General features: G+C 67.8%; 19 protein-coding genes and 1 riboswitch. Of the genes, 15 read left to right on the plus strand and 4 right to left on the minus strand.

The window, feature by feature from the left end:
- The first annotated feature begins 29 nt into the window (after nt 1–29).
- From ACTJJX_RS00555 to ACTJJX_RS00570, 4 genes are read left to right on the plus strand one after another with little or no spacing between them, the layout of a single operon-like run.
- Entirely contained in the window at nt 30–2,120 is a 2,091-nt protein-coding gene (locus ACTJJX_RS00555; RefSeq protein ID WP_003114528.1) for an acetate--CoA ligase family protein, read from the plus strand.
- A gap of 41 nt (nt 2,121–2,161) precedes the next feature.
- Nucleotides 2,162–3,841, plus strand: a complete 1,680-nt coding sequence (locus tag ACTJJX_RS00560) for a 5-guanidino-2-oxopentanoate decarboxylase (RefSeq protein WP_320535454.1) — start codon at nt 2,162–2,164, stop codon at nt 3,839–3,841.
- Between the two features lie 22 nt (nt 3,842–3,863).
- Nucleotides 3,864–5,045, plus strand: coding sequence for an arginine--pyruvate transaminase AruH (gene aruH, locus ACTJJX_RS00565; protein WP_003146311.1), 1,182 nt, complete (start codon nt 3,864–3,866; stop codon nt 5,043–5,045).
- 50 nt (nt 5,046–5,095) lie between these two features.
- Nucleotides 5,096–5,800, plus strand: a complete 705-nt coding sequence (locus ACTJJX_RS00570; RefSeq protein WP_003102071.1) for an NAD(P)H-dependent oxidoreductase — start codon at nt 5,096–5,098, stop codon at nt 5,798–5,800.
- Between the two features lie 65 nt (nt 5,801–5,865).
- On the opposite strand, the gene opmH is transcribed toward ACTJJX_RS00570, so the two are convergent.
- Nucleotides 5,866–7,314: an efflux transporter outer membrane subunit OpmH gene (gene opmH / locus ACTJJX_RS00575; RefSeq protein WP_003123581.1), complete on the minus strand. Its 1,449-nt coding sequence runs from the start codon at nt 7,312–7,314 to the stop codon at nt 5,866–5,868.
- 229 nt (nt 7,315–7,543) lie between these two features.
- Nucleotides 7,544–7,680, plus strand: a riboswitch (TPP riboswitch).
- An 89-nt stretch (nt 7,681–7,769) separates the two neighbouring features.
- Here opmH and thiC point away from each other — a divergent pair.
- Nucleotides 7,770–9,653 carry a phosphomethylpyrimidine synthase ThiC gene (thiC, locus tag ACTJJX_RS00580; protein WP_003161275.1) on the plus strand — a complete coding sequence of 628 codons (1,884 nt, stop codon included), beginning with the start codon at nt 7,770–7,772 and terminating at the stop codon, nt 9,651–9,653.
- Between the two features lie 53 nt (nt 9,654–9,706).
- On the opposite strand, the gene ACTJJX_RS00585 is transcribed toward thiC, so the two are convergent.
- On the minus strand, nt 9,707–10,453 hold the full coding sequence (locus ACTJJX_RS00585; RefSeq protein WP_003102069.1) for an RsiV family protein: 747 nt from the start codon (nt 10,451–10,453) through the stop codon (nt 9,707–9,709).
- A gap of 242 nt (nt 10,454–10,695) precedes the next feature.
- On the opposite strand from ACTJJX_RS00585, the gene ACTJJX_RS00590 reads away from it, so the two are divergent.
- From ACTJJX_RS00590 to ACTJJX_RS00630, 9 genes are all read left to right on the plus strand, one after another.
- Complete coding sequence (locus ACTJJX_RS00590; protein ID WP_003095694.1) at nt 10,696–11,313, plus strand: NUDIX domain-containing protein; 618 nt, start codon at nt 10,696–10,698, stop codon at nt 11,311–11,313.
- Nucleotides 11,304–11,762, plus strand: a complete 459-nt coding sequence (locus tag ACTJJX_RS00595; RefSeq protein ID WP_003102067.1) for a DUF1249 domain-containing protein — start codon at nt 11,304–11,306, stop codon at nt 11,760–11,762. Before ACTJJX_RS00590 ends, ACTJJX_RS00595 begins: the two co-directional genes overlap by 10 nt.
- A gap of 153 nt (nt 11,763–11,915) precedes the next feature.
- Complete coding sequence (gene cpdA, locus ACTJJX_RS00600) at nt 11,916–12,734, plus strand: 3',5'-cyclic-AMP phosphodiesterase (protein WP_014603361.1); 819 nt, start codon at nt 11,916–11,918, stop codon at nt 12,732–12,734.
- Between the two features lie 131 nt (nt 12,735–12,865).
- Nucleotides 12,866–13,486 carry a YqiA/YcfP family alpha/beta fold hydrolase gene (locus ACTJJX_RS00605; RefSeq protein ID WP_003102064.1) on the plus strand — a complete coding sequence of 207 codons (621 nt, stop codon included), beginning with the start codon at nt 12,866–12,868 and terminating at the stop codon, nt 13,484–13,486.
- Between the two features lie 11 nt (nt 13,487–13,497).
- Nucleotides 13,498–15,387 carry a DNA topoisomerase IV subunit B gene (gene parE, locus ACTJJX_RS00610; protein ID WP_003102062.1) on the plus strand — a complete coding sequence of 630 codons (1,890 nt, stop codon included), beginning with the start codon at nt 13,498–13,500 and terminating at the stop codon, nt 15,385–15,387.
- Nucleotides 15,387–16,400, plus strand: a complete 1,014-nt coding sequence (locus tag ACTJJX_RS00615) for an esterase-like activity of phytase family protein (RefSeq protein WP_003102060.1) — start codon at nt 15,387–15,389, stop codon at nt 16,398–16,400. Before parE ends, ACTJJX_RS00615 begins: the two co-directional genes overlap by 1 nt.
- The gene (locus ACTJJX_RS00620; RefSeq protein ID WP_016852203.1) at nt 16,397–16,921 is read left to right on the plus strand and encodes a retropepsin-like aspartic protease family protein; all 525 of its coding nucleotides are present in this window, start codon (nt 16,397–16,399) and stop codon (nt 16,919–16,921) included. The genes ACTJJX_RS00615 and ACTJJX_RS00620 overlap by 4 nt, the downstream gene beginning before the upstream one ends.
- Before the next feature lie 7 nt (nt 16,922–16,928).
- Nucleotides 16,929–19,193, plus strand: coding sequence for a DNA topoisomerase IV subunit A (parC, locus tag ACTJJX_RS00625; RefSeq protein WP_003095687.1), 2,265 nt, complete (start codon nt 16,929–16,931; stop codon nt 19,191–19,193).
- Between the two features lie 292 nt (nt 19,194–19,485).
- The gene (locus ACTJJX_RS00630; protein ID WP_003102054.1) at nt 19,486–20,196 is read left to right on the plus strand and encodes a PqiC family protein; all 711 of its coding nucleotides are present in this window, start codon (nt 19,486–19,488) and stop codon (nt 20,194–20,196) included.
- A 57-nt stretch (nt 20,197–20,253) separates the two neighbouring features.
- Here ACTJJX_RS00630 and ACTJJX_RS00635 read toward each other — a convergent pair whose 3' ends face one another.
- Nucleotides 20,254–20,790 (minus strand): metal-dependent hydrolase, encoded by a 537-nt coding sequence (locus ACTJJX_RS00635; protein WP_003095684.1) that lies wholly within the window; start codon nt 20,788–20,790, stop codon nt 20,254–20,256.
- Complete coding sequence (locus ACTJJX_RS00640; protein WP_014603359.1) at nt 20,787–22,313, minus strand: YtjB family periplasmic protein; 1,527 nt, start codon at nt 22,311–22,313, stop codon at nt 20,787–20,789. The genes ACTJJX_RS00635 and ACTJJX_RS00640 overlap by 4 nt, the downstream gene beginning before the upstream one ends.
- Nucleotides 22,314–22,533: 220 nt before the next feature.
- Between ACTJJX_RS00640 and serB the strand changes: the two genes are divergently transcribed.
- Nucleotides 22,534–23,748, plus strand: a complete 1,215-nt coding sequence (gene serB, locus ACTJJX_RS00645) for a phosphoserine phosphatase SerB (RefSeq protein ID WP_003095681.1) — start codon at nt 22,534–22,536, stop codon at nt 23,746–23,748.
- The last annotated feature ends 74 nt before the right edge of the window (nt 23,749–23,822 follow it).

The raw sequence follows: 23,822 nt of genomic DNA on the forward strand, positions 1-23,822 counted from the left end.
GGCTGCCATGTTCCGAATCGAGAACCGACATGAATCGTGAAAACCTCAAGCGCCTGCTGGCACCCAGGCATCTCGCCTTCATTGGCGGCCGTGGCATGGCGCGTGCCCTGAAACGCTGTGCCGAAGGCGGTTTCGCCGGCCAGTTGTGGCTGGTCAATCCGCAGCACGCCGAACTCGAAGGCGTACCCTGCGTGGCCAGCGTCGCCGACCTGCCGTGCGGCCCGGACGCGGCGTTCGTCGCCACCAACCGCGAACTGACCCTCGACGCGGTCGCCGCGCTCGCCGCCAAAGGCGCCGGCGGGGCGATCTGCTATGCCTCCGGCTTCGCCGAAACCGGCGAACAGGGCCTGGCCGTGCAACGCCGGCTGCTGGCCGCCGCCGGCGAAATGGCGCTGCTCGGCCCGAACTGCTACGGCTTGCTCGACTACCTGCACGGCGCCGCGCTATGGCCGGTGGCACATGGCGGTCGGCAGGTGGAGCGGGGCGTCGCGGTGCTGACGCAGAGTGGCAACTTCGCCTACAACCTGTCGATGAGCGACCGTTCGCTGCCGGTGGCCTATATGGCATCGGTGGGCAACCAGGCGCAGCTGGGCATCGCCGAGCTGATGGACGTGCTGCTCGACGAGCCGCGGGTGACTGCCATCGGCCTGCATCTGGAAGGGCTGAAGAACGTCCCGGGGTTCGCCCGCGCGGCCTACAAGGCGTTGCAGAAAGGCGTGCCGGTGATCGCCCTGAAGACCGGGGTGTCGAAGATCGGCGCGGCCCTCGCGCTCAGCCACACCAGTTCCCTGGCCGGTTCCGACGCGCTCTACGACAGCCTGTTCGAGCGCCTCGGGGTGATCCGCGTGAGCGGCCCGGTGAGCTTCGTCGAAACCCTCAAGGCCGCCGCCTGCGGCCACCTGCCTGGCGGGCCGAGCCTGGTCGCGCTGGCCTGTTCCGGCGGCGACGCCGGGTTGATCGCCGATTACGCCGAGCGCAACGGCCTGGGGTTGCCGTCTTTCGACGCCGGACAGCGCGACGAACTGGCCGGGGTGCTGCCCGACTACGCCAACATCGCCAACCCGCTGGACTTCACCACCGCCATCTGGGGCGATGCCGCGGCCCTGGAGGAAATGCTCGACAGCGCTCTGCGCAGCCCTGCCGACGCCGCCCTGCTGGTGCTCGACTATCCGGGCGAGGAAACCGGCGAGCGGCCGCAGTGCGACCTGCTTCTGCAACGCTACTGCGCCGCGCTGAAGCGCCACGGCAAAGTCGGCTTCATCGCCTCGGCGTTCCCGGAACTGCTGCCGGCCCGGGCCCGCGAGCTGTTGCACGGCGAGGGCGTCGCCGCGCTGCAGGGCGTCGAGGATGGTCTCGCCGCCTGGGGACGGATCGCCCGCTACCGCCAGCGCCGCGCGGCGCTGCTGGAGCGCGGTGAGGCGGCGTTGGTGCCGATCTGCCCAGGGCCGCTGGCGGGCGACGGCTACCTGCTCGACGAGTGGCAATCCAAGCAGGCGCTGAAACCCTTCGGCCTGCCACTGCCCCAGGGGGTGCTGAGCACCCCCGGCCAGGCCCGCGAAGCGGCCCTCGACCTCGGCTTCCCGCTGGTGCTCAAGGCGGTCAGCGCCGCACTGCCGCACAAGACCGAGGCCGGTGGCGTGGCGCTCGGCCTGCGCAACGAGGCGGCGTTGGAGGCGGCATTGTTCGACATGCGCGAAAGCCTGGCCCGGCACGCGCCGCAACTGGTCTTCGAGCGTGTTTTATTGGAGCGCATGGCTGGCGCGCCGCTGGCCGAGCTGATCGTCGGGGTCAAGCGCGAGGAGGGCTTCGGCCTGGCATTGGTGATCGGTGCCGGCGGGATACTCGTGGAGCTGCTGCGCGACAGTCGCAGCCTGCTCCTGCCAACCACCGACGCGGCGATCCGCGATGCCCTGCTGAGCCTGCGCAGCGCGCCGTTGCTCAGCGGCTTCCGCGGTCGCCCGGCAGTGTGCATGGAGGCCCTGGTGGCGGCGATCCGCGCGGTCGCCGAATTCGCCTGCGAACATGCCGAGCGCTTGCTGGAGCTGGACGTCAATCCGTTGCTGGCGGATGCCGAGGGAGCGCTGGCGGTGGATGCGTTGATCCGGCTGGCCAATGGCTGAAGGCCGGGGGGACACGACGGCTCCCCCTCCCGCTTGTGGGAATGGGAGCAAGAGCGCTGCGGCGCGAACGGCGACTCCGATGGTCGCCGAACTGGACGAGGATATTGCCCATGCAACCACAGAAGACCCTCACCGCCGGCCAGGCCCTGGTCCGCTTGCTGGCCAACTACGGCGTGGATACCGTTTTCGGCATCCCCGGCGTGCATACCCTGGAGCTGTACCGCGGACTTCCGGGCAGCGGCATCCGCCACGTGCTGACCCGCCACGAGCAGGGCGCCGGCTTCATGGCCGACGGTTATGCGCGGGTCAGCGGCAAGCCGGGAGTGTGCTTCGTCATCACCGGGCCGGGCGTGACCAACGTCGCCACCGCCATCGGCCAGGCCTACGCCGACTCGGTGCCGCTGCTGGTGATTTCCAGCGTCAACCACAGCGCCAGCCTGGGCAAGGGCTGGGGCTGCCTGCACGAGCCCCAGGACCAGCGTGCCATGACCGCGCCGATCACTGCCTTCTCCGCCCTGGCCTTGAGCCCGGAACAGCTGCCCGAACTGATCGCCCGGGCCTACGCGGTGTTCGACAGCGAGCGTCCGCGCCCGGTGCATATCTCGATCCCGCTCGACGTGCTTGCCGCGCCGGTGGCCCATGACTGGAGCGCTGCCGTGGCGCGCCGCCCTGGTCGTGGTGTGCCGTGCAGCGAGGCATTGCGGGCGGCGGCGGAGCGCCTGGCTGCGGCCCGGCGACCAATGCTCATCGCCGGCGGCGGCGCGCTGGCGGCCGGCGATGCGCTTGCCGCGCTGAGCGAGCGCCTGGCCGCGCCGCTGTTCACCAGCGTCGCCGGCAAGGGCCTGCTGCCGCCGGACGCGCCGCTCAACGCCGGGGCCAGCCTGTGCGTAGCGCCGGGCTGGGAGATGATCGCCGAGGCCGACCTGGTGCTGGCGGTGGGCACCGAGATGGCCGACACCGACTTCTGGCGCGAACGCCTGCCGCTGTCCGGCGAACTGATCCGCGTCGATATCGACCCGCGCAAGTTCAACGACTTCTATCCCTCTGCCGTAGCGCTCAGGGGCGATGCCCGGCAGACCCTTGAGGCGCTGCTGGCGCGCCTGCCGCAGGAGGCCCGCGACGCCGCGCCGGCCGCCGCGAGGGTGGCGCGCCTGCGCGCGGAGATCCGCGCGGCACACGCGCCGCTGCAGGCGCTGCACCAGGCGATCCTCGACCGGATCGCCGCCGCGCTGCCGGCCGATGCGTTCGTCAGCACCGACATGACCCAACTGGCCTATACCGGCAACTACGCGTTCGCCAGCCGAGCGCCGCGCAGCTGGCTGCATCCCACCGGCTACGGCACCCTCGGCTACGGCCTGCCGGCCGGCATCGGCGCCAAGCTCGGCGCCCCGCAGCGCCCGGGCCTGGTGCTGGTCGGCGATGGCGGCTTCCTCTACACCGCGCAGGAACTGGCCACCGCCAGCGAGGAACTGGACAGTCCGCTGGTGGTGCTACTGTGGAACAACGACGCGCTCGGCCAGATCCGCGACGACATGCTCGGCCTGGACATCGAGCCGGTCGGCGTGCTGCCGCGCAACCCCGACTTCGCCCTGCTGGGCCGCGCCTACGGTTGCGCGGTGCGCCAGCCGCAGGACCTGGACGAACTGGAGCGCGACCTGCGCGCCGGCTTCGGGCAGCCCGGCGTGACCCTGATCGAACTGCGGCACGCCTGCGCGCGCTGACCGCCGGACAAGGAGAGCATCCATGCGCTATTCCGACTTCACTCAACGTATCGCCGGCGACGGCGCCGCTGCCTGGGACATCCACTATCGCGCGCTGGCGCGGGTCGAGCAGGGCGAGGAAATCCTCCTGCTGTCGGTCGGCGACCCCGACTTCGAGACCCCGGCGCCCATCGTCCAGGCGGCCATCGACAGCCTGCTGGCCGGCAACACCCACTACGCCGACGTGCGCGGCAAGCGCGCCCTGCGCCAGCGCATCGCCGAGCGCCACCGGCGGCGCAGCGGCCAGGCGGTGGACGCGGAGCAGGTGGTGGTGCTGGCAGGTGCCCAATGCGCGCTGTACGCGGTGGTGCAGTGCCTGCTGAATCCGGGCGACGAGGTGATAGTCGCCGAGCCGATGTACGTCACCTACGAAGCGGTGTTCGGCGCCTGTGGCGCGCGGGTGGTGCCGGTGCCGGTGCGCTCCGAGAATGGCTTCCGCGTGCAGGCCGAGGAGGTCGCCGCACTGATCACCCCGCGCACGCGCGCGATGGCGCTGAACAGCCCGCACAACCCGTCCGGCGCCAGCCTGCCGCGGGCCACCTGGGAAGCCCTGGCCGAGCTGTGCATGGCCCATGACCTGTGGATGATCTCCGACGAGGTCTACAGCGAACTGCTGTTCGACGGCGAGCACGTCAGCCCGGCCAGCCTGCCGGGGATGGCCGACCGTACCGCGACCCTCAACAGCCTGTCGAAATCCCACGCCATGACCGGCTGGCGGGTCGGCTGGGTGGTCGGTCCCGCAGCACTCTGCGCGCACCTGGAGAACCTCGCCCTGTGCATGCTCTATGGCTCGCCGGAATTCATCCAGGATGCCGCCTGCACCGCGCTGGAAGCGCCGCTGCCGGAGTTGGAGGCGATGCGCGAGGCCTACCGCCGCCGCCGCGACCTGGTAATCGAGTGCCTGGCCGACAGCCCCGGCCTGCGTCCACTACGCCCGGACGGCGGCATGTTCGTGATGGTCGACATCCGTCCCACCGGACTTTCCGCCCAGGCCTTCGCCGACCGCCTGCTGGACCGCCATGGCGTATCGGTGCTCGCCGGCGAAGCCTTCGGCCCGAGCGCCGCCGGTCACATCCGCCTCGGCCTGGTGTTGGGCGCCGAACCGCTGCGCGAAGCCTGTCGGCGCATTGCGCTGTGCGCCGCCGAGTTGCTCGGCCAGGCCTGAACCCCTCGGCCGCGAGCGATGCGGCCGGTCACCACGATTCGGAAACCACGATGAACGTACTGATCGTCCACGCCCACAACGAACCGCAATCCTTCACCCGCGCGCTCTGTGACCAGGCATGCGAGACCCTGGCAGGCCAGGGCCACGCGGTGCAGGTCTCGGATCTCTACGCGATGAACTGGAATCCGGTGGCCAGTGCCGCCGACTTCGCCGAGCGCGCCGATCCCGACTACCTGGTGTACGCCCTGGAGCAGCGCGAGAGCGTCAAGCGCCAGAGCCTGGCCGCCGACATCCAGGCCGAGCTGGACAAGCTGCTGTGGGCCGACCTGCTGATCCTCAACTTTCCGATCTACTGGTTCTCGGTGCCGGCGATCCTCAAGGGGTGGTTCGACCGGGTACTGGTGTCCGGGGTCTGCTATGGCGGCAAGCGCTTCTACGACCAGGGTGGCCTGGCCGGCAAGAAGGCGCTGGTCAGCCTGACCCTGGGCGGGCGCCAGCACATGTTCGGCGAGGGTGCCATCCACGGACCGCTGGAGGACATGCTGCGGCCGATCCTGCGCGGCACCCTGGCCTATGTCGGCATGCAGGTGCTGGAGCCCTTCGTCGCCTGGCACGTGCCATACATCAGCGAGGAAGCGCGCGGCAACTTCCTGCGCGCCTACCGGGCGCGGCTGGAAAATCTCGAGCAGGATGTACCCCTGCGGTTCCCGCGGCTGGAGCAGTTCGACGCGCTGCTCCAGCCGCTGGCGCGCTGACCCGGGCGACGCGCGCCAGGCCAGTCAAGCGAAGACGCCCCCGACCGGGGGCGTCTTCGCTCGTGCTAGTACTGCTGGCGCGGCTTGCTCTGTAACTGCTCGGCGGCGGCCTTGGCCAGGTCCGGCGGGAGGAAGTCCTTGTCCGGATCGTAATCCTGCTTCAGGTAGGCGCTGAGCGCCTCCAGGTCGGCCGGGCTGAGGGTGCCGGCCGCCTGCTTCAGGCGCAGGGTATCGAGGATGTAGTCGTAGCGGCTGTTGTTGTAGTCGCGCACGGCGGCGTACAGCTGGCGCTGGGCGTTGAGCACGTCGACGATGTTGCGGGTGCCGACCTGGTAGCCGATCTCGGTGGCTTCCAGCGAACTCTGGTTGGAGATGATCGCCTGGCGCCGCGCCTGGACCTGCTCGACGTCGGTATTCACCGCGCGGTGCAGGTTGCGGGTGTCCTGCACCACCTGGCGGCGCTGGCCTTCGCGGGATTGCTCGCTCTGGTTGAGGCGCTGGTAGGACTCGCGGACCTGGGAGGAGGTCAGGCCGCCGCTGTAGATCGGGATGTTCAGTTCCAGGCCAATCGTGCGTTCCTCGACATCCTTGCCGTAGTGCACCAGCGGATTGGCGGCGCTGTTGGCGAAGCCGAGGGCGTCGTTGTCGCCCTTCTGGTACTGGGCCACGGCATCGAGGGTCGGCAGGTGCCCGGCCTTGCGCTGGCGGAGGGTTTCCTCGGCGGCGTTGACCGCGTAGTTACTGGCCAGCAGGCGCAGGTTCTGCTGCACCGCGGTGTCGACCCAGGCCTTGGCGTCGTTCGGCGCCGGCGGCACCACCGGCAGGGTATGGCGCATGCCCTCGATGGCGCTGTAGTCGCGGTTGGTCAGGGTCACCAGGGCCTGGAAGGCATCGTCCACGCGCTGTTCGGCGATCAACCGGTTGGCGCGGGCGGTGTCGTAGCTGGCCTGGGCCTCGAGCACGTCGGTCTTGTCGGAAAGGCCCACGTCGAAGCGCTCGTTGGCCTGGTCCAATTGACGCTTGAAGGCGGCTTCCTCGGCCTTGCTGGTGGCCAGGTTGTCCTGGGCGCGGAGCACCGTGAAGTAGGTCTCGGCGCTGCGCAGGATCAGGTCCTGCTGGGTCGCGGAGAATTCCAGCTTGGCCTGGTCGCTGGTTTCCTTGGCGGCCTGCCACTGGAACCAGCGGTCGGCGCGGAACAGCGGCTGGCTGAGGCTGGCCTGGACCACATGACTGCTGCGTTTGACCGTGGCGGCCGGTTCGTCGAGAGCGATCCGTGAGTCGCCGATACGGCCGCCGGCGCCGAGTTGCGGCAGCAGGCCGGCGCGGGCCTGGGGCACCACTTCCTTGCGCGCCAGGTAGTCGGCCTGGGCGGCGGCGAGGTCGGCGTTGTTGTCGACGGCTTCCTTGTAGACGCTGATCAGGTCGGTCTTGGTCGGCAGCGGGGTCGGCTGGGCGGCCCAGGCGACACCGGTAGCAGCGGCCACGGCGGCCGCCAGGGAGAGTCTGCGCAGCATTCGTTCGTCCTGGAAAAGATGCGAGGTGGGGCAAGGCTAAGGTCGCTACCGGTGGCGGTCAAGGCACCTGCGCGGCAACTGATCGAAGAGCCAGTCCGGATCGATGTGCCGGCGAACGTGCGGGGATCTGCGTCTTCCCTGGCGAGAGGGCGCCGGACCGGACCATGACTGCCGGTCGGGCGGGGCGTTTTCCCGTTGGCGTATCCCGCCGGTGTTGATTAGACTGCCGGGGTTCTTGTCGGGGTGCCCTATACGAGGGGCTGAGATCGGATAGTTCCGGATCCCGTTGAACCTGATCGGGCTAGCGTCCGGTTCCGCCTCGCGCGGACCGCAGCAACCCGCGTAGGGAACAAGATGTCCGCGCCATGCCTGCCTTGCCGGCGCGTCCTTCTCGCCACCAGTCCCGGTGGCCCCGCGTGCCAGGTTCTCCCGACAATCACCCAGGAGAGCCATCGATGAGCGCAACGCAGAAGAACAACATCACCCGCCTTGAGCAGCTCGACCGCCAGTCGACGCAGCCTTTCCCGAACTCGCGCAAGGTCTACCTGACCGGCTCGCGCCCGGACATCCGCGTCCCGGTGCGGGAAATCTCCCTCGCCGACACCCCCACCGCCTTCGGCGGCGAAAAAAACCCGCCGGTGTTCGTCTACGACACCTCCGGCCCGTATACCGACCCTGAGGTCCGCATCGACCTGCGCAAGGGCCTGCCTGACGTGCGTTCGCGCTGGATCGACGAGCGCGGCGACACCGAGATCCTCCCCGGCCTGACCTCCGAGTTCGGCCAGGCCCGCCTGGCCGACGCCAGCCTCGACGCCCTGCGCTTCGCCCACGTGCGCACGCCGCGCCGGGCCAAGGCGGGCGCCAACGTCTCGCAGATGCACTACGCGAAGAAAGGCATCATCACCCCGGAGATGGAATACATCGCCATCCGCGAGAACATGAAGCTGCAGGAAGCCCGGGCCGCCGGCCTGCTCGACCAGCAGCACCCGGGGCACAGCTTCGGCGCCAACATCCCGAAGGAAATCACCCCCGAGTTCGTCCGCGAGGAAGTCGCCCGCGGCCGCGCGATCATTCCGGCGAACATCAACCACACCGAGCTTGAGCCGATGATCATCGGCCGCAACTTCCTGGTGAAGATCAACGGCAACATCGGCAACAGCGCGCTGGGCTCGTCGATCGAGGAAGAGGTGGAGAAGCTCACCTGGGGCATCCGCTGGGGCGCCGACACGGTGATGGACCTGTCCACCGGCAAGCACATCCATGAAACCCGCGAGTGGATCCTGCGCAACAGCCCGGTACCGATCGGCACCGTACCGATCTACCAGGCGCTGGAGAAGGTCAACGGCGTCGCCGAGGACCTGACCTGGGAAATCTTCCGCGACACCCTGATCGAACAGGCCGAGCAGGGCGTCGACTACTTCACCATCCACGCCGGCGTGCTGCTGCGCTATGTGCCGCTGACCGCCAAGCGGGTCACCGGCATCGTTTCCCGCGGCGGCTCGATCATGGCCAAGTGGTGCCTGGCGCACCACCAGGAGAACTTCCTCTACACGCATTTCGAAGAGATCTGCGAAATCATGAAGGCCTACGACGTCAGCTTCTCGCTGGGCGATGGCCTGCGTCCGGGCTCGGTGGCCGACGCCAACGACGCCGCCCAGTTCGGCGAGCTGGAAACCCTCGGCGAGCTGACCAAGATCGCCTGGAAGCACGACGTGCAGGTGATGATCGAAGGTCCCGGCCACGTGCCGATGCAATTGATCAAGGAAAACATGGACAAGCAGCTGGAGTGCTGTGACGAGGCGCCGTTCTACACCCTCGGCCCGCTGACCACCGACATCGCCCCCGGCTACGACCACATCACCTCCGGCATCGGCGCGGCGATGATCGGCTGGTTCGGCTGCGCCATGCTCTGCTACGTCACGCCCAAGGAGCACCTGGGTCTGCCGAACAAGGATGATGTGAAGACCGGGATCATCACCTACAAGATCGCCGCCCATGCCGCCGACCTCGCCAAGGGCCACCCGGGCGCGCAGATCCGCGACAACGCGCTATCCAAGGCGCGCTTCGAGTTCCGTTGGGAGGACCAGTTCAACCTTGGCCTGGACCCGGACACCGCGCGGGCGTTCCATGACGAGACCCTGCCGAAGGACTCGGCCAAGGTCGCGCACTTCTGCTCCATGTGCGGACCGAAGTTCTGCTCGATGAAGATCACCCAGGAAGTCCGCGACTACGCCAAGGAGAACGGCCTGTCCGACGAGAGCAAGGCCATCGAGGCCGGCTTCCAGGAGCAGGCGGCGCGCTTCAAGGACGAAGGATCGGTGATCTACAGGCAGGTCTAGGCCGCGCCACGGGGCCCCTCGCCGTGACGAGGGGCTGCGGAGCGTCGGAAGCGTCAGCCGCGGCCGGGGAACAGGTTCGGCTTGACGATGCCGTTCAGGCGCGGATACGGGATCTTCAGTTCGGGGTGGGCATAGGAATACGGCGCGATGGAGTAGGCGTCGTACTTCAGCGTCACCGCGCCGAAGGTCAATGCCACGTGCGGGGTGCGCTGGAACGGCCAGGTCTTCTGGAAATCGGCGTCCTGGTCGAGCTTGTTGGCCAGCAGCCAGGCCTTGTGCGCCAGCTCGGCCTGTTTCCAGAAGGCTTCTTCCTGGCCGGGAACCAGCATGTCCTGCAGGCTCAGCACCTTGTGCTGCCTGCGGTCGTAGTTGATGAAGCCGCGACCGGGCATGCCGTGGGCGCCGCCGGTGAACAGGTAGCTGGAAAGCTCGATGATCACCAGACCGTCATGTTGTTCGCGCACCTTGGCTTGCAGGTAGCTGCTCCAGCCCGGCTCGGCGCTGTCCAGGAACTGCCGCTCGTAGGCCGCCAGCGATGCCGGCAGGGGTGTTTCGTTGTTTTCCCGGGTCATTTCCAGCAGGGCGCGCTCGACGATCGGGTCCAACTGCGGTTCGTCGGGGAACTTCAAGGTGTCGATGTTTACCAAGGGACACTGTTCGCCCTGACAGCCGGGCTTCAGGTGCTCGCTGGCGAGGCGCTCGGTGGGCAGCGGGTCGTCGAGGCCGGGCTTGAAGAGGCTCTGGCAGGCGCTCAGCAGAACGACCAGGCTGCCGAGGGCGGCGAATTTCAGAAGGCGCATGGGATTCCTTTTGCGACGGTGGATGGGCGGGCTCGAAGCGTCGACCAGTCCGTTTCGACCCTGGCGTCGCGCTTGAGTTCGGCCCGCGCAAACCCCAAGTATGGCCTAGCCGTGGCCGGGAAACACGCCCGTGCGGCGAGCGCCACGAAGTTTTCCCGAGCTGTCCTGAAAGTGGCTGCGCCCTGCGCCGGGCCGCGATAGGATGGCGCGAAACCCACATACCCGAGTGAAGTGAGTCGAGGATGTCCGAAACCTTCAAACCCGCCCCCGGTGACGTCGAGCTCGTGCAGCGCGAGGAATGCTTCCGCGGCTTCTATCGTCTCGATCGCCTGCGCCTGCGGCATCGCCAGTTCGACGGCAGCATGGGCCGGGAAATCAGTCGGGAACTGTTCGTCCGCCATGACGCGGTCTGCGTGCTGCCCTACGACCCGCAGCGCGATTGCGTGGTGCTCATCGAGCAATTCCGCGTCGGGGCGATGCAGAAGCTCGCCAACCCCTGGCTGCTGGAGCTGGTCGCCGGCCTGATCGACAAGGACGAGCAACCGGAGGAAGTGGCCCATCGCGAGGCGATGGAGGAGGCCGGGCTGACTCTTGGTGCGCTCTGGCCGATAACCCAGTACCTGCCGTCGCCGGGCGGCACCGACGAAGTGGTGCACCTGTTCGTCGGCCGTTGCGACAGCGAAGGCGTCGGCGGCGTGCATGGCTTGCCGGAGGAGGGCGAGGACATCCGCGTCCACGTCTGGCCGTTGGAAGATGCGCTGCAGGCCGTGCGCGACGGGCGGATCAACAACGCGGCGAGCATCATCGCCCTGCAGTGGCTGGCCCTGAACCGGGCCGAGGTGCGTGGGCTATGGGCCTGAACCTGCTGCGCGAGCGCTACCGGGTCGACCTGGCCAGCCTGCAGGCGACCTGCGAAGCGAACTACGCGCGACTCATGCGCCTGCTCCCGGACATGCGCGAGGCGCAGGCCTCGCGCCGGGTCGCGCTGAGCGAAGGGGAGCGGCTGCTCGGCGTACTTGCGCTGGAAGTGACCGAGGCCTGCCCCTACACCACCACCCTTCAGGTGCGCCAGGAACTGGGCCTGCCCTGGTTGCCGGCGCCGCGGCTGGAAGTGCGGGTCTACCACGATGCGCGGATGGCCGAGGTGATCGGCGCCGAACAGGCGCGGCGGCTGATGGCGATCTATCCCTACCCGAACCAGGCGATGCACCAGCCCGACGAGAAGAACCAGCTCAACCTGTTCCTCGGCGAGTGGCTCGCCCATTGCCTGGCCTGCGGCCACGAAATGGAGCCGGTGGCCCAGCGCTGAGCGGTTGCAGGCAAAAGGCCAGTTGAATGACATCAAGCCAAAAGTAGTCCTCGCAACTGTGATCTGTTCCGCTTTCCGGGTTTGCCGCCACTTTCGTCGGTCACCATAATCATCCCTTTCACCGCGGACGCCTCGCCTTCAGGAGACGGCCCCTTGTCACGCCATTCGAACACTCCCGCCACCGACGCCTCCGTACTGCTGGTGCAGCTCTCGGACAGCCACCTGTTCGCCGAGGATGGCGCGCGCCTGCTTGGCATGGATACCGCCCATAGCCTGGAGAAGGTGGTCGAGCGGGTCGCCCGGGAGCAGCCGCGGATCGACCTGATTCTCGCCACCGGCGACGTCTCCCAGGACGGCAGCCTCGATTCCTACACACGCTTCCGCAGGTTGAGCTCCCCCCTGGACGCGCCGTTGCGCTGGTTCGCCGGTAACCACGACGAACGCGAGCCGATGCAAAGGGCGACCGAGGGCAGCGACCTGCTGGAGCAGGTCGTCGACGTCGGCAACTGGCGCGTGGTGTTGCTCGACTCGAGCATTCCCGGCGCGGTGCCGGGCTATCTCGAGGAGGATCAGCTGGAGCTGCTGCGGCGCGCCATCGACAGCGCCGGCGAACGCTTCCTGCTGGTTTCCTTCCATCACCACCCGGTGCCGATCGGCAGCGACTGGATGGATCCCATCGGCCTGCGCAACCCGCAGGCGCTGTTCGACCTGCTGGCGCCCTATCCGCAGGTACGCTGCCTGCTGTGGGGGCACATTCACCAGGAGTTCGACCGCCAGCGCGGCCCGCTGCGCCTGCTGGCTTCGCCGTCCACCTGCGTACAGTTCGCCCCCGGCAGCAGCGACTTCACCCTCGACCGCCTGGCGCCGGGCTACCGCTGGTTGCGCCTGCACGACGACGGGCGCCTGGAAACGGGGATCTCGCGGGTCGACGACGTCGTCTTCGAAGTGGACTACGACACCGCCGGATACTGACATGCCCCCGGTCGCGGGATACCGCGGCCACGTGCGTCGTTGCCGATCGGCGCGCAGGCTGGAAGATGAAGCCTGGAAGCTGGTACCGTTCGGCTTTCCCTACCGAGTTGAAGCCCATTAGCCCGTTCCCGATGACCGCGACCAGCCCATCCCTGCTGTATATCCACGGCTTCAACAGTTCGCCCGAATCGCACAAGGCGCGTCAGCTGCAGGCGGCCTTCGGCCACTTGGGCCTGGCCGAAGGCCTGCGCGTCCCGGCCCTGCACCATCACCCACGGCAGGCTATCGCCCAGTTGGAGCGGGCCATCGCCGAGCTCGGGCGACCGGTGCTGGTCGGCAGCTCCCTGGGTGGCTACTATGCGACCCATTTGGCGGAGCGCCATGGCCTGGCGGCGATCCTGGTCAATCCGGCGGTCGCCCCGCATCGCTCCTTCGACGGCTACCTGGGCGCGCAGACCAACCACTACAGCGGCGAGACCTGGGAACTCACCGAGGACCACGTGGCGGCGTTGGCCGAACTGGAAGTCACGCACCTGCAACGTCCCGAACGCTACCAGGTATGGCTGCAGACCGCCGACGAAACCCTCGATTATCGCGTCGCGCAGGCCTTCTACCGAGCCTGCGCGCTACGTATCCAGGCCGGCGGCGACCACGGTTTCCAGGGCTTCGCCCGGCACCTGCCGGCGCTGCTGGCGTTCGCCGGCTACCCGTCGGCGCTGTGGCGCGACACCGACTTTTCGACTTTTGACTGAATAGAGACCCCATGGCTACTTACAACGCAGACGCCATCGAAGTCCTTTCCGGCCTCGACCCGGTGCGCAAGCGCCCGGGGATGTACACCGACACCACCCGCCCCAACCACCTGGCCCAGGAAGTCATCGACAACAGCGTCGACGAAGCCCTGGCCGGCCACGCGAAGAGCGTGCAGGTGATCCTGCACCAGGACAACTCGCTGGAAGTCATAGACGATGGCCGCGGCATGCCGGTGGACATCCACCCGGAAGAGGGCGTGCCGGGCGTCGAGCTGATCCTTACCAAGCTGCATGCCGGCGGCAAGTTCTCGAACAAGAACTACCAGTTCTCCGGCGGCTTGCACGGGGTCGGCATCTCGGTGGTGAACGCGCTCTCGACCCGGGTCGAGGTACGCGTCAAGCGTGACGCCAACGAGTACCGGATGACCTTCGCCGACGGCTTCAAGGACAGCGATCTGGAAGTCATCGGCACGGTCGGCAAGCGCAATACCGGTACCAGCGTGCATTTCTGGCCGGATCCGAAGTATTTCGATTCGGCGAAGTTCTCGGTCAGCCGCCTCAAGCATGTGCTCAAGGCCAAGGCGGTGCTGTGCCCGGGCCTGAGCGTGGTGTTCGAGGACAAGAACACCGGCGAGCGCGTCGAGTGGCACTTCGAGGACGGCCTGCGCTCCTACCTGACCGACGCGGTCGCCGAGCTGCCGCGCCTGCCCGATGAACCCTTCTGCGGCAACCTCGAAGGTTCCAAGGAAGCGGTGAGCTGGGCCCTGCTGTGGCTGCCCGAGGGCGGTGAGTCGGTGCAGGAAAGCTACGTCAACCTGATTCCCACGGCCCAGGGCGGCACCCATGTGAACGGCCTGCGCCAGGGCCTGCTCGACGCCATGCGCGAATTCTGCGAGTTCCGCAACCTGTTGCCGCGCGGCGTCAAGCTGGCGCCCGAGGACGTCTGGGAACGGATCGCCTTCGTCCTCTCGATGAAGATGCAGGAACCGCAGTTCTCCGGGCAGACCAAGGAGCGCCTGTCGTCCCGCGAGGCGGCGGCGTTCGTCTCGGGCGTGGTGAAGGACGCCTTCAGCCTGTGGCTCAACGAGCACGCCGAAATCGGCCTGCAACTGGCGGAACTGGCGATCAGCAACGCCGGGCGTCGCCTCAAGGCGGGCAAGAAGGTCGAGCGCAAGAAGATCACCCAGGGGCCGGCGCTGCCCGGCAAACTGGCCGACTGCGCCGGACAGGAACCGATGCGCGCGGAACTGTTCCTGGTCGAGGGCGACTCCGCCGGCGGCTCGGCGAAGCAGGCGCGGGACAAGGAATTCCAGGCGATCATGCCGCTGCGCGGAAAGATCCTGAACACCTGGGAAGTGGACGGCGGCGAGGTGCTCGCCAGCCAGGAGGTCCACGACATCGCGGTAGCCATCGGCGTCGATCCGGGCGCCAGCGACCTGGCTCAGCTGCGCTACGGCAAGATCTGTATCCTCGCGGATGCCGACTCCGACGGGCTGCACATCGCCACGCTGCTCTGCGCGCTGTTCGTCCGCCATTTCCGCCCGCTGGTGGAAGCCGGCCACGTCTACGTGGCGATGCCTCCGCTGTACCGCATCGACCTCGGCAAGGACATCTACTACGCCCTCGACGAAGCCGAGCGCGACGGCATCCTCGAGCGCCTGGCCGCAGAGAAGAAGCGCGGCAAGCCGCAGGTCACCCGCTTCAAGGGCCTTGGCGAAATGAATCCGTTGCAACTGCGCGAGACCACCATGGATCCGAATACCCGGCGGCTGGTCCAGCTCACCCTGGAGGACGCCACCGGTACCCTGGAGATCATGGACATGCTGCTGGCCAAGAAGCGCGCCGGTGACCGCAAGTCCTGGCTGGAGAGCAAGGGCAACCTGGCCGAGGTGCTGGTCTGATGCGCCGCCTGCTGGCCATCCTCGGCTTGTTCGGGGGCCTGGTCCAGGCGGCCGAGGCGCCGCCAGAGCCACCGGTTCCGGCAGCCTTGAGCTTCATCTCCGAACATGCGGTGGAGGGCATGCGCGGCGGCAACCTCTCCGGGCTGGCCTGGTGTGGCGGCGCGCTGTGGACGGTTTCCGACCGCGACGACGACCGCCTGTATCGCCTGCAACCCTCGGCCGAAGGCTCCGACCAGCCCTGGCAGGCCGAGGCCGAGAGTTTCATCGCTCCGACCCCGCCGGACAGCGGGTTGCCCTGGGGCATGAGCACGCGGGTCTGGCTCAGTGGCCTGGTGCGCGGCGGCAACCTCGACTTCGAAGGCATCGCCTGCGATGCCGCCGGCAATCGCTACCTGGTCAGCGAGGCGCACGCGGCGGTCCTGCAACTGCCGGTGAGCGGCACGCCGAACTGGCTGCGCCTGCCGCCCGGCCTGCTGCCGCAAGCGCGGGCCAGCGGCATGCTGATGAATTTCAACGCGCTGTTCGAAGGGATCGCCGTCGACCCCGAGGGCAAGCGCCTCTGGCTGGCTGCCGAGCGCGAGCGCCGCGGCCTGCTGGTGGCCCACCGCGACAACAGTGCCTGGCGCTGCGAGGGCAGCTGCGTACTGCTCGCCGAGGGCGGCAAGATCGAGCCGCCGCCGGAACTGGGCAGCGCGCGCAAGCTGCCGAAGGATTTCTCCGACCTCGCCTTCTACCGCGGCAAGCTGTTCACCCTGGAGCGCCTGGCGCATCAGATCTGCCGCCGCGACCTGGCCCAGGCCAAGGTCGAGCGCTGCTGGTCGTTCGCCTCGGCGGTCCTGGCGCCGGAGCGTCGCTACGAGCTGCCTTATGGCGTCGCGGAAGCCCTGTCGCTGGACGACAAGGGCGCCTGGCTGGGCATCGACAATGGCGACCATGCGCGCGCCGATGGCGATGTGCGGCCCTTCGTCCTGCGCTTCGCCGCGCCCGCCGGCGGCTGGTTGGGGGACAAGTGACGCAACGGGCGCCCGGTCAGCGGCTGGGACGGATCATGCTGGTGCTGGCCTGGATCGCCGGGCTGGCGCTGGCGACGCGCTATTTCGGCGTCTGGGAAGAGCGACAGCGCAACCCGAACCAGGCGCCGCAATCGATCCATGGCGACGGCTACGTCGAGTTGCGCCTGGCCAGCAGCCGGCAGGGCCATTACCTGCTGAACGGGCAGATCAACGGCCAGGGCGTGACCTTCCTGCTCGATACCGGGGCAACCCAGGTGGCGGTGCCGGAAGCCCTGGCGGCAAGACTCGCGCTGGAGCGCGGCGCGCCGATCACCCTGAGCACGGCCAACGGCCGCGCCACGGGCTGGCGCACGCGGCTGGACCAGCTGCAACTCGGCGATATCCGCCTGTCCGGGGTCGCGGCGCTGATTGCGCCGGGCATGGACGGCGATGAGGTGCTACTCGGCATGAGCGCCCTGAAACAACTCGAATTCACCCAGCGCGACGGCACCCTGGTGCTGCGCCAAAACACTTCTCCGTGAGGTACGCATGAGCGAATCCCTCGATCTGAGCCTGGAAGGGGTCGAACGCCGGTCGTTGGCCGAGTTCACCGAGCAGGCCTATCTGAATTATTCCATGTACGTGATCATGGACCGCGCCCTGCCGCATATCGGCGACGGCCTGAAACCGGTGCAGCGACGCATCGTCTACGCCATGAGCGAACTGGGGCTGGATGCCGATTCCAAGCACAAGAAGTCGGCGCGCACCGTCGGCGACGTGCTCGGCAAGTTCCACCCGCACGGCGACTCGGCCTGCTACGAGGCCATGGTGCTGATGGCGCAGCCGTTCTCCTATCGCTATCCGCTGGTGGACGGCCAGGGCAACTGGGGGGCGCCGGACGATCCCAAGTCCTTCGCCGCCATGCGTTATACCGAGGCGCGCCTGTCGCGCTATTCCGAGGTGCTGCTCAGCGAACTGGGCCAGGGTACCGTGGACTGGGTACCGAACTTCGACGGCACCCTCGACGAGCCGGCCGTGCTGCCGGCCCGCCTGCCCAACCTGCTGCTCAACGGCACCACCGGCATCGCGGTGGGCATGGCCACCGACGTGCCGCCGCACAACCTGCGGGAAGTCGCGTCGGCCTGCGTGCGCCTGCTCGACCAGCCGGGCGCGACGGTCGCCGAATTGTGCGAACACGTGCCGGGCCCGGACTTCCCCACCGAAGCCGAGATCATCACCCCGCGCGCCGACCTGCAGAAGGTCTACGAGACCGGCCGCGGTTCGGTGCGCATGCGCGCGGTGTACCGCGTCGAGGACGGCGACATCGTCATCCACGCCCTGCCGCACCAGGTGTCCGGTTCCAAGGTGCTGGAACAGATCGCCGGGCAGATGCAGGCCAAGAAGCTGCCGATGGTGGCCGACCTGCGCGACGAGTCGGACCACGAGAACCCGACCCGCATCGTCATCATCCCGCGTTCGAACCGGGTCGATGTCGAAGAGCTGATGACCCATCTGTTCGCCACCACCGACCTGGAGACCAGCTACCGGGTCAACCTGAACATCATCGGCCTCGACGGCAAGCCGCAGGTCAAGGACCTGCGCCAGTTGCTCTCGGAGTGGTTGCAGTTCCGCATCGGCACCGTGCGTCGACGCCTGCAGTTCCGCCTGGACAAGGTCGAGCGCCGCCTGCATCTGCTGGATGGCTTGCTGATCGCCTTCCTCAACCTCGACGAGGTGATCCACATCATCCGCACCGAGGACCAGCCCAAGGCGGTGCTGATGGAGCGCTTCGAACTCAGCGAGGTGCAGGCCGACTACATCCTCGACACCCGCCTGCGCCAGTTGGCGCGCCTGGAAGAGATGAAGATCCGCGGCGAGCAGGAAGAGTTGCTGAAGGAGCAGAAGCGCCTGCAGACCCTGCTCGGCAGCGAGGCCAAGCTGAAGAAGCTGGTGCGCGAGGAGCTGATCAAGGACGCCGAGACCTACGGCGACGACCGCCGTTCGCCGATCGTCGCCCGCGCCGAGGCCCGCGCGCTGTCGGAAACCGAGCTGATGCCCACCGAACCGGTGACCGTGGTGCTTTCGGAAAAAGGCTGGGTGCGGTGCGCCAAGGGCCACGACATCGACGCTGCCGGTCTCTCCTACAAGGCCGGCGACGGCTTCAAGGCCGCCGCGCCGGGACGCTCGAACCAGTATGCGGTATTCATCGACTCCACCGGGCGCAGCTACTCGCTGCCGGCCCACAGCCTGCCGTCCGCGCGGGGCCAGGGCGAGCCGCTCAGCGGCCGGCTGACGCCGCCGCCGGGGGCCAGCTTCGAATGCGTGCTGCTGCCGGACGACGATGCGCTGTTCGTGATCGCTTCCGACGCCGGCTATGGTTTCGTGGTCAAGGGCGAGGACCTGCAGGCCAAGAACAAGGCCGGCAAGGCCCTGCTCAGCCTGCCCAACGGCTCCGCCGTGGTGGCGCCGCGCCCGGTGCGCGATGTGGAGCAGGATTGGCTGGCGGCCGTGACGACCGAGGGCCGTCTGCTATTGTTCAAGGTCTCCGACCTGCCGCAGCTCGGCAAGGGCAAGGGCAACAAGATCATCGGCATCCCCGGCGAACGCGTGGCCAGCCGCGAGGAATACCTCACCGACCTGGCTGTTCTGCCAGCCGGGGCGACGTTGGTCCTGCAGGCCGGAAAGCGTACCCTGTCGCTCAAGGGCGACGACCTGGAACACTACAAGGGGGAGCGGGGCCGGCGAGGCAACAAGCTGCCGCGCGGTTTCCAGCGCGTCGACAGCCTGCTGGTGGATATTCCGCCACAGGATTGAAATGAGCCGTTACCGGTCTCCGATCTCTCGCATATCCGCAAGGGAATGGCGAAAGCGGCCTCTTCCGAGGCCGGCTTTCCGGGGGAATGTCGTCTCCCTGGCGGGTTCCGCCGGGTTTTCCCCTGACGCAGGTGGTCCGAAACCGGTTTCGGAATACGCTCTGCCTCTGGAGCTATGGCGCTGGTTAGGGGATGATACGCCCCTTCGGCCGCCGTTTCCGATGGCGGGTGGCCAGTAGAATTCAAGTCTTGCATCAGTAGTGCCGATCTTCGGCGAAATACGGTGGTTCTCGATGAGCGCGTGGCGCGTCTTCGCATGTCTTTCCCTCGTCAGCCTGCTCGGGCTGACGGGTTGTGCGGTCCATCCGCCGGCCCAGCTCTACCAGTTGGACGTCGGTGCCGCTGCGGTACCGAAAAAGGACGGCGGTGCGGCCGTCCTGCTCGGGCCGGTACAACTGGCCGACTATCTCAAGCGCGATGTGATGGTGCAGCGGCAGGCCGATGGTATTCTCAGTCTGTCCACCGAAGCGCGCTGGGCCGGCAACCTGGAGACCAATGTCAGCCAGCAACTGCTGCGGCAGATGTCCAGCGAGCTGGGCAGCAGCCGCCTGGCGCTGTTCCCGGAAAAACCCGGTTTCACCCCCCAGGTCCAGGTGATGCTGACCATCAGTCGCCTCGACTCCGGCCCCAAGCAGCCGGCAGTGATCGAGGCGCGCTGGCGCCTGTTGGACCAGAAGGGCGACCTGAAGGACAGCCGGGTGTTCCACGAGGAAGAACAGCATCAGGGCAGCATCGGCGACCAGATCCGTGCCCAGAGCGACCTGCTCAAGCGCCTGGCGGCGCAGTTGGCCAAGGACGTCAAGCCGATCGCCGTGGCGGCCGAGGCGCCGCCGCCGGCGACCGCGCGCAAGCCGGTGGCCAAGCCGAAGGTCAAGGAAGAGGAAGGTCCGAAAATGCCACTGGTGGTGCCGATTCGCACCGACGCCGAGGTCTATCGGTTCTGATTGTCGATAGCCGACCAGGAGAAAGCCCCGCCGAAGCGGGGCTTTTTCGTTTCGGCGTCAGCGTGAGCGGCGCAACAGGAAGCGCAGGGCCATGCCGGCGAGCGCCAGCAGCAGGCAGGGCAGCCAGACCCAGCGCGCCTCCGATTGCAGCACCAGCAATCCGCGTTCGCTGAGGAAGCGCGACAGACCGATCGGCGACACGGCGATCGGATGGAACGGCATGAAGTAGCGGGCGTCGCTCCAGGGCCAGAACCAGGCGACACCCAGCCCGCCATTGGTCATCGCGTCCAGCAGGCTGTGCGAGGCGGTGGCCAGCGCTACCCACAGCCCGGCTTTCAGCGGTCCGCTATGCAGCGGCCGGCAGGCGAGGGCGGCGAGCGCGCCGAGGATCGCGGCGAACAATAGCGAATGGCTGAAGCCGCGATGGCCGAAGGCATCGTGATAGGCGATGCCGAGCTTGAAGGCGACTACGTCGAAGTCCGGCAGGCAGGCGGCGAGCATGCCTGCCAGCAGCAGGCGTGGCGGGATCACCCGGCTGCCAAGGGCCAGTCCCACCGCCAGGACCGGCAGCGGGTGGGTGATCAGGGTGGTCACGGGCGGGCGCGGTCGTGCATGCGCGCCAGTTGGCGCTCGAGCATCGACGGATACGGCTCCAGCAGACGCTCGACGCAGCAGGCTCCTTCCGGACTGGCGATGGCGCGGATACGGGCGCGCTCGCGGACCACCGCGTCGTCGGCGATGCTGCGTTCGACCAGCAGCAGGTTGCGGCTGTGCTGGTTGAGGGCGAGGGCGTTCTGCACGGTTTCGTTGAGCAGCAGGTCGGCCTGGGTCTGTTCGCTGAGGTCTTCGCCGAGGCTCAGGCCCAGTTGCAGTTGCAAGGTGATGCCGCTGTCGGCGACCTCGATCTGCAGGGCATGGCCGAGCGCACGCATCAGTTCACCGCAGCAGAGCGCGTTGGTCAGGTAGTCGGCGCGGTTGTCGCGGCTGTGGAAGAGAATCAGGCTGCCGCCGTCGCTGAGCGTGTGCAGGCTGCCCTTGTACTGGCGGGCGGCCTGTTCCAGGCAGTCGCGATAGCGTTGCAGGAGATCCACCAGGCGGCTGCGCGGCAACCGGCGCAACTGTTCCTGGGCGCCGAGCTGGATCGCCAGCACCGCACTGTGTTGCGGTTCGCGCGCAGCGGGCTGTTCCCCGGCTTCGGCTCCGTTCTCGTCGAAGGCGTCCTGGTCCAGCGGGTCTTCGTCGATGGAGGTGAATTCCACCGGCTTGGTCTCGTCCAGCAGGGCGTCGCCCAGCGGAATGTCGTCTTCCTCGAAGGCCGAGGCCTCGACCTTGCGGCTGCGCAGGTCGGCTTCGTCGTCTTCCAGCAGGATGTCGTCGAAGTTCTGCGGCAGCGGTGCTTCTTCCGGCTCCGGCGCCGGCGGCTTCTCCGGCACCAGGCGCTCTTCCAGGTCGCGCGCCAGGTCGCCCAGCTCGTTCTGCAGTTCGGCGCCGGGGGCCGGATTGTCCGGATCGCGCAACCAGACACGCAATTGCAACAAGGGTGTGGAAATCTGCCGCCCCAGGCGCAGGCTGAAATACAGGGCGAGGATCAGCAGGATCAGGCTGATCAGGCCCATGCTCTGCAGGCTGATCATCATCGGCTGCTGGAACTGCTGCATGTCCAGGCTGATGCGCAGGTGCCCGGCGATCACTTCCTGGAAGGTGATCGGCGTCGAGTACAGGCCTTCGGTGGCACCGAGCAGGCTCTGCTTCGGACGGCTGCCGGCCTCGGCGAGGATGCGCTGGTCGACGCTGTAGATCGCCGCATGGGCCACCAGCGGGTTCTTCACCAGGTTGTTCAGCAGCACGTTGAGGCTGAGGATGTCGTTGGACACCAGCAGCTCGGTGGCGGACGCGGCGGTCTGGGTGATCAGGCTCTGGCCCAGGGCATCGGCCTGCTGTTGCATGGCCTGGCGAAACTGCATGCCCATGACCCAGGCGTAGATCAGCAGGGCCAGGGCCACCAGGATCAGGCTATGGCTGGCGAGCCGCAGGGCGATCGGGACGCGGCGCTGGCGCAAGGCACGAAACAGCAGGAGGAAGAAATTGTCGGGCTTGACGGACGTGGGCCGGGTCACAGGGGGCTCGGTCTTCTGAAATAGAGGTATCGCGCAGTATAACCAGCGCCCCCCGAGGGGCAAAGGGCCGTTGACGCGCTTTCCAGGCCGCCGCGCGGCGGTTTCGCGGGTTTTCCCGGTCGGTTCCGACCGGTGGTGATGGCAAATGCTCGGCTCTGCGTCTCTCGGGTGTGCGGGAAAGCGGGTAGAATGGCGTCTTTTACCTGGCGGAGCTTACGCCTTGCGCGAAATTGTCCTGATCAACATCACCGGGGAAGACCGCCCCGGTCTCACCGCTGCCATCACCGGCGTACTGGCCCAGGGCGGGGTGAACATCCTCGACATCGGCCAGGCGGTGATCCACGACACCCTGTCGTTCGGCATCCTGGTGGAAATCCCGGATACCGAGGCCGGTTCCTCGGTCCTCAAGGACGTGCTGTTCACCGCCTACAAGCTGGACCAGCAGGTGCGCTTCACCCCGGTCTCGGAAGAGGACTACCGGCAATGGGTCGACGGCCAGGGCAAGGCGCGGCACATCGTGACCCTGCTCACCCGCCGGGTGACTGCCGAGCAACTGCAGAGGGTCAGCTCGATCACCGCCAAGTACGCGCTGAACATCGACCACATCGACCGTCTCTCCGGGCGTATGCCGCTGGACATGCCCGCCGACCAGGGCAAGGGCTGCATCGAGTTCTCGGTACGCGGCGAACCGGCCGATCCGGCGGCGCTGCGTGCGGAATTCCTCAGCGTCGCCCAGGAATTGAACGTCGACATCGCTTTCCAGCAGGACAGCGTGTTCCGCCGCAACCGCCGGCTGGCGGTGTTCGACATGGATTCGACGCTGATCGAGGCGGAAGTCATCGACGAACTGGCCAAGGCCGCCGGCGTCGGCGAGAAGGTCGCCGCGATCACCGAGCGGGCGATGCGCGGTGAACTGGACTTCCGCGCCAGCTTCAAGGAGCGCCTGGCGCTGCTGCAGGGGCTGTCGGAAGACGTGCTGGAGGAGATCGGCGCCTCGCTGCGTCTGACCGAGGGTGCGGAAACCCTGTTCGCCGAACTCAAGCGCCTGGGTTACAAGACCGCCATCCTGTCCGGCGGCTTCACCTATTTCGCCCGTCAATTGCAGGCGAAGCTGGGGATCGACTACGTGTTCGCCAACGAGTTGCAGATCGTCGACGGCAAGGTCACCGGGGTGGCGGTCGAGCCGATCGTCGATGCCCAGCGCAAGGCCGACCTGCTGCGCGAACTGGCGGCGAAGGAAGGCCTGAGCCTGGAGCAGACCATCGCCGTCGGCGACGGCGCCAACGACCTGCCGATGCTCGGCCTGGCCGGCCTGGGCGTGGCGTTCCGCGCCAAGCCGCTGGTCAAGCAGTCGGCCAAGCAGGCGATCTCGACCCTGGGCCTGGACGGCATCCTCTACCTGCTCGGCTACCGCGACCGCGAAGGACGAGCCTGAGGCCGGCGGGCGTCTCTTGCCGGCCCGGCAGCCACGAACCAGGTCGGTAGAGCGGAAAAGCAACGGGCGCCCAG

This window comes from Pseudomonas sp. 22490, assembly GCF_052044465.1.
Classification (GTDB): domain Bacteria; phylum Pseudomonadota; class Gammaproteobacteria; order Pseudomonadales; family Pseudomonadaceae; genus Pseudomonas; species Pseudomonas aeruginosa.

Coding starts and splice junctions, on each gene's coding strand:
- ACTJJX_RS00555 (WP_003114528.1), top strand. CDS start 30: ATGAATCGTGAAAACCTCAAGCGCCTGCTGGCACCCAGGCATCTCGCC.
- ACTJJX_RS00560 (WP_320535454.1), top strand. CDS start 2,162: ATGGGAGCAAGAGCGCTGCGGCGCGAACGGCGACTCCGATGGTCGCCG.
- aruH (WP_003146311.1), top strand. CDS start 3,864: ATGCGCTATTCCGACTTCACTCAACGTATCGCCGGCGACGGCGCCGCT.
- ACTJJX_RS00570 (WP_003102071.1), top strand. CDS start 5,096: ATGAACGTACTGATCGTCCACGCCCACAACGAACCGCAATCCTTCACC.
- opmH (WP_003123581.1), bottom strand. CDS start 7,314: ATGCTGCGCAGACTCTCCCTGGCGGCCGCCGTGGCCGCTGCTACCGGT.
- thiC (WP_003161275.1), top strand. CDS start 7,770: ATGAGCGCAACGCAGAAGAACAACATCACCCGCCTTGAGCAGCTCGAC.
- ACTJJX_RS00585 (WP_003102069.1), bottom strand. CDS start 10,453: ATGCGCCTTCTGAAATTCGCCGCCCTCGGCAGCCTGGTCGTTCTGCTG.
- ACTJJX_RS00590 (WP_003095694.1), top strand. CDS start 10,696: ATGTCCGAAACCTTCAAACCCGCCCCCGGTGACGTCGAGCTCGTGCAG.
- ACTJJX_RS00595 (WP_003102067.1), top strand. CDS start 11,304: ATGGGCCTGAACCTGCTGCGCGAGCGCTACCGGGTCGACCTGGCCAGC.
- ACTJJX_RS00605 (WP_003102064.1), top strand. CDS start 12,866: ATGACCGCGACCAGCCCATCCCTGCTGTATATCCACGGCTTCAACAGT.
- parE (WP_003102062.1), top strand. CDS start 13,498: ATGGCTACTTACAACGCAGACGCCATCGAAGTCCTTTCCGGCCTCGAC.
- ACTJJX_RS00615 (WP_003102060.1), top strand. CDS start 15,387: ATGCGCCGCCTGCTGGCCATCCTCGGCTTGTTCGGGGGCCTGGTCCAG.
- parC (WP_003095687.1), top strand. CDS start 16,929: ATGAGCGAATCCCTCGATCTGAGCCTGGAAGGGGTCGAACGCCGGTCG.
- ACTJJX_RS00630 (WP_003102054.1), top strand. CDS start 19,486: ATGAGCGCGTGGCGCGTCTTCGCATGTCTTTCCCTCGTCAGCCTGCTC.